Origin of the sequence: Curtobacterium sp. B8, from assembly GCF_000333315.1 — a bacterium.
GTDB lineage: Bacteria > Actinomycetota > Actinomycetes > Actinomycetales > Microbacteriaceae > Curtobacterium > Curtobacterium luteum.
Window position 1 is genome coordinate 1 of the sequence record NZ_BACW01000236.1, and the last position, 10046, is coordinate 10046.

11 protein-coding genes and 1 pseudogene are annotated in these 10046 nt (G+C 72.7%); 4 read left to right on the forward strand and 8 right to left on the reverse strand.

The genetic code is table 11. The features are described from left to right. Positions 1–167: 167 nt before the first annotated feature. The gene (locus I59_RS05890) at positions 168–1346 is read right to left on the reverse strand and encodes a Gfo/Idh/MocA family protein (RefSeq protein ID WP_022903068.1); all 1179 of its coding nucleotides are present in this window, start codon (positions 1344–1346) and stop codon (positions 168–170) included. 97 nt (positions 1347–1443) lie between these two features. On the opposite strand from I59_RS05890, the gene xylA reads away from it, so the two are divergent. Both xylA and xylB read left to right on the forward strand, forming a co-directional pair. Continuing rightward, the gene (xylA, locus tag I59_RS05895) at positions 1444–2634 is read left to right on the forward strand and encodes a xylose isomerase (protein ID WP_022903069.1); all 1191 of its coding nucleotides are present in this window, start codon (positions 1444–1446) and stop codon (positions 2632–2634) included. Further along, positions 2631–4100 (forward strand): xylulokinase, encoded by a 1470-nt coding sequence (gene xylB, locus I59_RS05900; protein ID WP_022903070.1) that lies wholly within the window; start codon positions 2631–2633, stop codon positions 4098–4100. Before xylA ends, xylB begins: the two co-directional genes overlap by 4 nt. 62 nt (positions 4101–4162) lie before the next feature. Here the strand turns inward: xylB and I59_RS05905 are convergent, their stop codons facing one another. From I59_RS05905 to I59_RS05930, 6 genes are all read right to left on the reverse strand, one after another. Further along, the gene (locus I59_RS05905) at positions 4163–4903 is read right to left on the reverse strand and encodes a sulfite exporter TauE/SafE family protein (protein ID WP_022903071.1); all 741 of its coding nucleotides are present in this window, start codon (positions 4901–4903) and stop codon (positions 4163–4165) included. Positions 4904–4934: 31 nt separating this feature from the next. After that, entirely contained in the window at positions 4935–5531 is a 597-nt protein-coding gene (locus tag I59_RS05910) for a TetR/AcrR family transcriptional regulator (RefSeq protein ID WP_022903072.1), read from the reverse strand. Positions 5532–5544: 13 nt separating this feature from the next. Continuing rightward, positions 5545–5721 (reverse strand): hypothetical protein, encoded by a 177-nt coding sequence (locus tag I59_RS22660; RefSeq protein WP_022903073.1) that lies wholly within the window; start codon positions 5719–5721, stop codon positions 5545–5547. Beyond that, positions 5718–5927 carry a hypothetical protein gene (locus I59_RS05920; protein ID WP_022903074.1) on the reverse strand — a complete coding sequence of 70 codons (210 nt, stop codon included), beginning with the start codon at positions 5925–5927 and terminating at the stop codon, positions 5718–5720. The genes I59_RS22660 and I59_RS05920 overlap by 4 nt, the downstream gene beginning before the upstream one ends. Positions 5928–6106: 179 nt before the next feature. After that, a complete protein-coding gene (locus I59_RS05925) occupies positions 6107–6754 on the reverse strand; it encodes a hypothetical protein (RefSeq protein ID WP_031273071.1) in 648 nt (215 codons plus the stop codon). A 4-nt stretch (positions 6755–6758) separates the two neighbouring features. Further along, positions 6759–7214: a MarR family winged helix-turn-helix transcriptional regulator gene (locus I59_RS05930; protein WP_022903076.1), complete on the reverse strand. Its 456-nt coding sequence runs from the start codon at positions 7212–7214 to the stop codon at positions 6759–6761. Positions 7215–7265: 51 nt separating this feature from the next. Between I59_RS05930 and I59_RS05935 the strand changes: the two genes are divergently transcribed. Beyond that, complete coding sequence (locus I59_RS05935) at positions 7266–8018, forward strand: alpha/beta fold hydrolase (RefSeq protein ID WP_022903077.1); 753 nt, start codon at positions 7266–7268, stop codon at positions 8016–8018. A 211-nt stretch (positions 8019–8229) separates the two neighbouring features. Beyond that, positions 8230–9189: an AraC family transcriptional regulator gene (locus I59_RS20715; protein ID WP_022903078.1), complete on the forward strand. Its 960-nt coding sequence runs from the start codon at positions 8230–8232 to the stop codon at positions 9187–9189. 67 nt (positions 9190–9256) lie between these two features. On the opposite strand, the pseudogene I59_RS05945 reads toward I59_RS20715, so the two are convergent. Further along, positions 9257–10046 (reverse strand): annotated as a pseudogene (locus I59_RS05945) (fibronectin type III-like domain-contianing protein); the annotation flags it as partial.

The following is a 10046-nucleotide window of genomic DNA, read 5'->3' on the forward strand; positions in this document are numbered from 1 at the left end:
GTCGACGTCCGCCATCACGGCGTCGTCGGCGTAGACCGCGGTCGACTCCGACACCTGCACGTCGAAGCAGTTGTCCCGCAGGAACGGGACGAACAGGTCGGTGGTCTCGACCGGCATGTGCCCGTCCCACCCACCACGCACCACCAGTGCGCGACGCGCCGCGGCCATCAGATCACCGTCCAGGCGCTGCCGTCGGCCGCGCTGCGCTCGACCGCGTCGAGTACCCGCTGCACGTGCAGGCCCTCCTCGAAGGACGGGGACGGGTCCTCGCCCGCGACGATCGCCTGCACGAAGTCCTTCACCTCGTGACTGAAGGTGTGCTCGTAGCCGATGAGGTGCCCGGTCGGCCACCAGGCCGCCATGTAGGGGTGCTCGGGCTCGGTCACGATGATCCGCTGGAAGCCCTGCTCCCCCGCCGGGGCCGTCGCGTCGTAGAACCGCAGTTCGTTCATCGACTCGAGGTCGAACTGGATCGCGCCGTCGGACCCGCTGATCTCGAGCGTGAGCCCGTTCTTCCGGCCGGTCGCGTAGCGCGTGGCCTCGAACGTGCCGATCGCCCCGTCGGCTGCGCCGCCGGCGAGCCGCGCGGTGAAGAAAGCGGCGTCGTCGACCGTGACCTGCCCGCGTTCGGACGAGGCGGTGCCGGACAGTCCGACCCCTTCGGCCATGAGCGGGCGCTCCGTCACGAAGGTCTCGAGCGTGCCGGACACCGTGGCGAGCGACGCTCCCGTGACGTGCTCCACGAGGTCGATCGCGTGCGCGCCGATGTCACCGAGCGAGCCGGAGCCCGCGAGCGACTTGTCGAGTCGCCAGGTCATCGGTCCCTCGGGGTCTGCCAACCAGTCCTGCAGGTAGAGCGCGCGGACCTGCCGGACGGTGCCGAGCCTCCCGGCCTCCACCAGCTGCTTCGCGAACGCGATGGCGGGCACGCGACGGTAGCTGAAGCCGACCATCGAGCGGACGCCCGACGCCCGCGCAGCGGCGGCGGCCGCGGTCATCGCCTCGGCCTCCGCGACCGAGTTCGCGAGGGGCTTCTCGCACAGCACGTGCTTGCCGGCCTCGAGCGCGGCGATCGCGACCTCGACGTGCGAGGAGCCGGGCGAGCAGATGTCGACCACGTCGATGTCGGGGTCCGTCACGGCCGCACGCCAGTCGGTCGAGGCGGTCTGCCAGCCGTACTGCCGGCGCGACGCCTCGGTCCGTTCGGCGTCACGCCCGACGACCACCGCCATCTCGGTCTCGACCCCGAGGTCGAAGAACCTCGGGGCGGTCCGCCACCCCTGCGAGTGGGCGGCTCCCATGAAACCGTGGCCCACCATCGCCACTCGAAGTCGGTCCGATGCCATTCGTTCGCTCCTTTGCGATCACGTCTTGCCAGAGTCAACACTACCGCTTATGTTGGGCGCGGCAACATTTTGTTTCGACGACGAACGGTGATCCACCATGGCAACGACGCCCACCCGCGACGACAAGTTCTCCTTCGGTCTCTGGACCATCGGCTACAACGGGTCCGACCCGTTCGGTGGCCCCACCCGTCCCGCGCTGGACGTGGTCGAGGCGGTCGAGAAGCTCGACGAGATCGGCGCCTACGGCCTGACCTTCCACGACGACGACCTGTTCGCGTTCGGCTCGACCGACGCCGAGCGCCAGGCGCAGATCGACCGCCTCAAGGGCGCCCTCGACTCCACCGGCATCATCGTGCCGATGGTCACGACGAACCTGTTCTCGGCGCCGGTCTTCAAGGACGGCGGGTTCACCTCGAACGACCGCCAGGTGCGCCGCTTCGCGCTCCGCAAGGTGCTCCGCAACATCGACCTCGCCGCCGAGCTCGGCGCGAAGACCTTCGTCATGTGGGGCGGCCGCGAGGGCTCCGAGTACGACTCCGCGAAGGACGTGCAGGCCGCGCTCGAGCGCTACCGCGAGGCCGTGAACCTGCTCGCCCAGTACGTCACCGACAAGGGCTACGACATCCGCTTCGCCATCGAGCCGAAGCCGAACGAGCCCCGCGGCGACATCCTCCTGCCGACCCTCGGCCACGCGATCGCCTTCACCGAGACGCTCGAGCGCCCCGAGCTCTTCGGCATCAACCCCGAGGTCGGCCACGAGCAGATGGCCGGGCTCAACTTCACGGCCGGCATCGCCCAGGCGCTCTACCAGGGCAAGCTCTTCCACATCGACCTCAACGGCCAGCGCGGCATCAAGTACGACCAGGACCTCGTGTTCGGTCACGGCGACCTGCAGAACGCCTTCTCGCTCGTCGACCTGCTCGAGCACGGCGCCCCGCAGGGTGGCCAGGCGTACGACGGACCCCGCCACTTCGACTACAAGCCGAGCCGCACCGAGGACATCACGGGCGTCTGGGACTCGGCGAAGGCCAACATGCGCATGTACCTCCTCCTCAAGGAGCGCGCCGAGGCCTTCCGCGCCGACCCCGAGGTGCAGGAGGCCCTGTCCGCCGCCAAGGTCGACGAGCTGAGCACCCCGACGCTGAACGCGGGCGAGTCGTACGACGACTTCCTCGCCGACCGCTCGGCGTTCGAGGACTTCGACGCCGACGCGTACTTCGGCGGCAAGGGCTTCGGCTTCGTGCGCCTGCAGCAGCTGGCGATCGAGCACCTCATGGGCGCTCGGTGACCTTCGTCGCCGGGATCGACTCGTCGACCCAGTCCTGCAAGGTGACCATCCGTGACGCCGACTCCGGCGCGGTCGTCCGGGAGGGGCGCGCCTCCCACCCGGACGGCACGTCGGTCGACCCCCGCCACTGGTGGGACGCGCTCGGCGCCGCGATCGCGGACGCCGGCGGGTTCGACGACGTCGCGGCCGTTGCGGTCGCCGGGCAGCAACACGGCATGGTCGCGCTCGACGCGGACGGTCACGTGGTGCGCGACGCGCTCCTGTGGAACGACGTGCGCAGCGCGGACGCGGCCGCGCAGATGGTCGAGGAACTCGGCCGGGAGGCATGGGTCGCCCGGACGGGTCTGGTCCCGGTGGCCTCGTTCACCGGTACCAAGCTGCGGTGGCTCCGCGACGCGGAGCCCGAGAACGCCGCGCGGGTCGCCGCCGTGGCGCTTCCCCACGACTGGCTGTCGTGGCGGCTGCGCGGGTTCGGTCCGGCGGACGAGAGCCCGCTCGGCCCCGACCTCGACGCCCTCGCGACCGACGGCTCCGACGCCAGCGGTACGGCGTACTGGGACCCGGTGCGCCGGGAGTACGACGGCGAGCTGTTCGAGGCCGCCCTCGGGCGTGGGCTGCGGGTCGCCGGCGGCGGAGCGAGCACGGACGGCGCCGTCGTGGTGCCGCGGGTCGTCGCGCCGGACGAGGCCATGGGCACGCTCGACGGCGACGTCGAGCTGCCCGGCGGTGCGGTCGCACGCGCCGGCCTGATCGTGGGCGCGGGACTCGGCGACAACGCCGGGGCAGCGCTCGGCCTCGGACTCGGCCCCGGAGACGTCGCGGTGTCCCTCGGCACCAGCGGCACCGTCTTCGGGGTCACCGACACCGAGGTGACGGACCCGAGCGGGACCGTGGCGGGCTTCGCCGACGGGGCCGGGTCGCGCCTCCCGATCGTCACGACGCTCAACGCGGCGCGCGTGCTCGAGGTGATCGGCGGCCTCCTCGGCGTCGACCACGACGCGCTCGGCGAGCTGGCGCTGCAGGCGCCGTCGGGAGCCGACGGCCTCGTCCTCGTGCCGTACTTCGTCGGCGAGCGGACGCCCAACCGGCCGGACGCGACCGCCTCACTGGTCGGGATGACCCCCGCGACGACCGACCGGGCGCACCTCGCCCGCGCCGCCGTCGAGGGGATGCTCTGCGCACTCGCGGACGGCCTGGCCGCCGTCGAGCGGACCGGTGTCGCGGTGAGCCGCCTCCTGCTCATCGGCGGTGCGGCGCGGAACGAGGCCGTCCGGGCCGTCGCCGCGCAGGTGTTCGGGCGTGACGTCGAACTGCCGGAGCCCGGGGAGTACGTCGCCGCGGGCGCTGCCCGGCAGGCTGCGTGGGCCCTCTCCGGGTCGCTGCCGTCGTGGAGCATCGCCACGACGACGATCCCCGCGGACCCGCACCCCGAGGTGCTCGAGCGGTACCGGGCCGCGGCGGGCTGATCCGCCGCTCACCCGTGACGGCCCCGTCCGACCCTCTGGTCGGGCGGGGCCGTCGGCGTCTCTCAGCCGACCGTGACGAAGAGATCCACGGCGAGCACGAGCGAGCACACCGCGATGGCCACCCGCAGCACCCCGTGCGGTACGCGCTGCGCGATCGTCGGCCCGATGAGCCCGCCGACGACCGCGCCCGCGCCGAGCGCGAGTGCGGCGGACCACACCACGTGGCCCGAGACCGCGAAGACCACCGCGGGCAGCAGGTCCGCAGCGACCAGCAGGACGTTCTTCACCGCGTTCGCCCGTGGCAGGCTCGGTTCGCCGGTGAGCAGCAGCACGGCGATCATGAGCACGCCGGACCCCGCCCCGAAGTACCCGTTGTAGAGCCCGACCCCGGCGACGCTCGGCAGGACGACGGCCGGCCGGGTGCGAGCACCTCCTCGACGACGGTCGAGGAGCGGCTGCGCGAGGACGAGCACCCCGCCCGCGAGCACCAGGAACGGGACGATCCGGTCGAACAGCGACGCCGGGGTGACGACGAGCAGCACGGCGCCGCACAGGGACGCCCCGACCGTGAGGGGCATCCAACGTCGGATCGTCACCGGACGGTCACGCAGTACCGACCGGGCCCGGAACGCCGAGCTCGCGCCGCTGCCGATGAGCGCAACGGAGTTCGTGACGTTCGCCGCGAAGGGCGGCAGGCCGACGGCGAGGAGTACCGGGTACGCCACGAGGGACGTGATGCCGCCGGCCGTGCCGACGACACCTGCCACCAGGCCGGCGACGACGAGGATCCCGATCGTCAGCACGCCTCATGCTGACACGGAGTACCCGTCGGTGTCAGGCGGAGCGGTCGGCCTCGTAGACGGACATGAGCATCGCCGCTGCAAGTCGGGCCGTCCGTGCGGGCTGCGCGGACCGCTGGACGGCGGAATCCACACGGGCACCTTCGACGAGGAGCAGGATCGCCTGGGCGACGTGCGCCGGGAGACCGGCACGGGAGCAGACCTGGGTGAGGTGCTGCTCGACCTGCCGGAAGTGCTCGCGCGACAGCTCGGCGATCGCCGGGTCCTGCCGACCGAGCTCGGCGTGGTGGTTGATGAACGCGCAGCCGCGCCAGTCGTCCTCGGCGAAGCACTGCTCGAGGTACCCGAACACCCCGAGCACCTCGTCGCGGGGGTCGTCGGACTCCGCCGCGATCCGGTCGAGCGCCGCACTCCACGCCCCGTGCCACCGCTGCAGCACCGCGACGACGAGGTCGTGCCGGGTCGGGTACACCGCCACGAGCTCGTCGAGGGACACGCCCGCCCGCCGTGCGACGTCCTCCATGGCCACCGGGACGATGCCGTGCTCGGTGAACAGGGCATCGGCGGCCTCGACCGCAATGTGCTCGGTCGGGGTCGCCGGGCGTGCCGGGGTCAGGGTTGGAGTCGTCATGCGCTCTGTCTGGTCAGCCGTTGAAGAAGTCGGCGTAGGTCGGTTCCTGGACGGGGCCGTCGTGGCCGTTGACCCGCGCGACGACCATCGCCCGCAGCACGGCGGGGTGCGTCATGCCGCGGCGGTGCCACTCGCGGGGATCGCGGCGGAGTTCCTCGAGGGACGGACGACCGTGCAGCGGAGTGCTCACGCGCCGAGACCGATCACGACGGCGGCCGATGCGGCCACGGAGACCGAGAGGATCCCGGTGCTGATCGCGACGATGGCGAGCGTGCGCTGCCGACGTGCCGCGCGGACCTCGCTGAACGAGCTCCGGTGGTGACGTCCGGAGAAGGACACGGACTGGTGTGCGTTCTTCGGTCCGACCAGGAGGTCGGTGTCGGCGATCGTGGTCACGGCTGGTTCCTCGGGTCTTCCTCGGGTGGTGGCCCCGGTGGTTCCGGTGGCTCTCTCGACCATGACGGTACGAAGTGCCGGATCGTCACGCACCATCCCCGGACATCGTCGTCGCAAGTCGGATGTCCGGCCGCCCCACTGCGTCACTCCGCGGACATCCGGGGCCGATCGTGCCGGGCTCAGTCGTGGTCGTCGTACCGGTACGGACCCGTCCAGCCGGACCAGCAGCCGACCCCTGCACGCGAGCCGAGGTCCGCCTGCACACGTCCTGCGGTCCGGAGCCCGAGGGCCCGCGTCGCCGCGTCACCGAAGGGCAGACCGACGCGCTCCGTCAGGGCGCGCCAGTGGACGATCGCCTTGGCGGTCCCCTCGCGCGCGCCGGCCGCACGCGCGGAGCGCACCTCGCGGACGCCGTGGTGCAGGACCTCGACGTCGGTCCCCCGATGCCCGCTCGGCACGACGACAACTGGGCCCCACTCGGCCACCGCGTCCATCCCGCCACCAGGGCCGCACCAGACGTGGACGTCGTCGCCGAGCTCGAGCTGGACCCGGGCCGCCAGCTCGAACGCTTCGACCCGGTGCGCGTCCCAGAGCTCGGGCGGCGTCGGGTCCGGAGCGACGACCGGGTCGCGGCGGTCGTCGAACACGTGGCTCGACAGCTGCTCGAAGCGGTCGTTCCACGCGCGGAGGTCGTTCCGCAGGGCGGCGCTGACCCCGAGCGCCGGAGGATCGTCGACGTCCGATCGGCCCACTTCGGATCCCCCGCGGAACCACAGGGGCGAGTCGGCCAGGTACTCGGCCGCCACGAGGACGATCATGCCCACCACGGGCTCAGCGTACGGCGTCCGCTCCGCTCGCCGGGTACGGGGCCGGCTCGTCGGAGAGCAGCTTCGCGAGCAGTCCGGCGAGCACCTCGTGCTCGCGCTCGGTGAGCGGCGCGAAGAGCGCGGCGAGGACACCCTCGGTGACGTGGCTCCCCGCCTCGAGCGCAGCGCGGCCGTCCTCGGTGAGGGCGTGCTCGATCCGACGCCCCACCCCGGGTCGCCTGGTGATGAGTCCGCGGTCGACCAACCGGCCCGCCAGTGCGCCGAACGCCTGGTCGCTCTGGAAGGTCGCGAGGGCCAGGTCGTGCCCCGAGGCGTGGGGCATCCGGTCCACGGCGCGCAGCGCGTCCCACTGCACGAGGGTCACGCCCACCTGCTCCTTCAGGGCCTGCTCCGCCGCGCGGTGGTTGCGGTACTGCGCGCGCTTCAGGGTGAGGCCGAGTGCTGCCAGGTCGATCGCCATGGTGCTACGGTATCAACATCAGTAGATAAACATGTTGATACAGGAGGCACCATGACCACGACCAGCACCGGCATCACACAGGACCGCACCGCACTCGTGCTCCACGGCGGCGGTGGCCCGAGGACCGTCGCGCCGCTCGTCGCCCACCTCGCGTCCGCGTTCCGCGTGGTCGCACCGACGCACCCGGGTTGGGACGGCACGGAGCGTCCCGCGGCGATCGACTCGATCCACGCCCTCGCGGTCGCGTACCTGGAACAGCTGCGCGAGGACGGCGAGCAGGACGTGCTGCTGGTCGGCTCGTCCATCGGCGGCTGGATCGCGCTCGAGATGGCGCTCACCGCCGCGTCCGAGGAGCGCTTCGCCGGCATCGTCGGCGCCGTGGTCGACATCGACGGCGTGGGGGCCGTGGTCGACGGAGCGCCGATCGCGGACTTCTTCTCGCTCAGCCCCCGTCAGCTGGCGGAAGCCGCCTGGCACGACCCCGATCGCGGGTACGTCGACCCAATGTCACTCACCGACGAGCAGCGCGCCGTCCAGCAGTCGAACGGCGCGACGATGGCGGTCGTCGCCGGCCGGTCGATGAGCGACCCCGACCTCCTGGACCGCCTGGGGCACCTCGACGTGCCGGTGCTCGTGGTGTTCGGGGAGAGCGACCAGATCGTGACGCCGGAGTACGGGCGTGCCGTGGCGGCGGCGATCCCGGCGGCGGAGTTCGTGGTCGTGCCGGGGGCGGGGCACCTGCCGCACCTCGAGGCCCCTGATGCGACGTGGGCGCGGATCGACCCGTTCCTCGCCCGCCACTGACAGCACGCGACCGACCGGACGCCACCGACCGGACGCGACCGACCGACCGGACGCCACCGACCGGACGCCACCGACCGCGACCACGACCGCGACGACGGTCCATCGCGCATCCCGACCGGTCCACCCCCGGACTGGGGGCGTCCTCGCCTGGCCGTTTCCGGCGCTCAGCGGACAGACGGGCCGCCGCCAGGCAAGCTGCACCGGAACCCCCATGACCGAACGCACCCCCACCCGAGTCCAGGTCGCGTCGCAGAGCGACGACCTCGAGGTCGCGCGCGACTTCCTCGCGGAGGCGTACGCGGGCAACGAGTGGCAGGCCGACCGGACGGACGCACCGTTCCGCTTCGGGTTCCGGGCCGTCGGCGACGACTCGATGACCCTCCGTTCGATCCGGTTCGACGGGCACCTCTCGGGCGTGATGACGCCGTCGGACGACTTCGTGGTGCAGTGGACCACCCGGGGCCGGGCGACGATCACGGCACAGGACGACGACCCGATCGTGATGGAACCCGGCCGCCCGCAGCTGTGGCCGCAGGGCGGTGCGGCGTTCGACTACCGCGACTACGACCAGCGGCTCGTGCAGGTGAACCGGGCGGCACTGCAGGAGGTGGCCGGGGAGCGCGGGACCGCGCCGGACGCACTCGCGCTCGACCACCGGGTCCGCCCGGACGACCGCGCGCTGCAGGTGTGGCAGAACGCGGTCAGGCTCATCTCGCACACGGTCGGGGACGGCAAGGCCTCCCCGCTGCTGCAGGCGGAGATGGGCCGGCTCGGGGCGCTCGCGCTGCTCGAGCTCTACCCGGTGGTGTCGAAGACCCTGCCGGACGAGCTGCTCCTTCCCCGCAACGCCCACCTGCGGCGGGCGGTCGAGTACGTGCACGAGCACTGCCACCTGCCGATCACGAGCACCGACCTGGCACGCGTGGCGTCGCTCAGCCTCCGGGCGCTGCAGCACGCCTTCCAGCGGACCTTCGACTGCTCCCCGAACTCGTACATCCGCCGGGTGCGGCTCGACCGGGTGCGGGACGACCTGCTCGCGGGCGATCCGGCGTCGACGAGCATCGCCGAGGTGGCGAAGCACTGGGGGTTCGGGCACGCCGGACGCTTCTCGGCTTCGTACCTGCAGCAGCACGGCGAGTACCCGCGCGAGACCCTCCGCCGCGCGGCCTGACCGCCGCTCGACGGGAGACGCCCCGGACCACGAGGCAGCGTGGTCCGGGGCGTCGCGCAGCGCGCCGTCAGGCGACGCCGGCCGTCACCGTGCGCCGGTCCGTCGGCAGCACCTCGCGGACCGGCCCGGTGACGCGCACGACCGCGCGCTCGGTGGCGGACCCCGGCAGCGACGCCGGACCGGCACCGCGACCGACCGCGACGATCCCGTCCGTGTGCACCGCGCCTCCAGGCCGGGACGCCGCGGCGTGCGACGCGACCCACACCTGGACGTCCCCCGGCTCCACGACCCGACGCAGCGCCCGGTCGGAGAACGCGAACCGCTGGACCGGCACGTCGAACCGGACCCGCACGGACGCCCCTGCCGGCACGGTCACGCGCGCGTAGCCGAGCAGCTGCACGAGCGGCCGGGTGACCGACGCGGCGACGTCGTGCCCGTAGAGCTGCACGACGTCCTCGCCGTCGCGGTCGCCGGTGTTCCGGACGGTCACGCACGCGGTGAAGGAGCCGCCGGTCGGGACGCTGTCGTCGACGGTCAGGTCCTCGTACGCGAACGTCGTGTAGCCGAGCCCGAACCCGAACGGTCGGACGGGCGTGGAGTCCGCCGAGGTCACGTCGGAGGGGCCGCCCAACCGCGGGTGCAGGTACGTGTACGGCTGCGCGCCGGCGGCCCTCGGCAGGGACACGGGCAGGCGACCGGACGGTGCCGTGACGCCGGTGAGCAGGTCGGCGATCGCGAGACCGCCACCCTCCCCCGGGAAGAACGCCTGCACGACGGCCGCGGGCAGCGGAACCTCGCCGTCGAGCGCCCACCCGACGCGTACGGCCGTCCGGTGAGGAGCACACCACGGTCGGGGT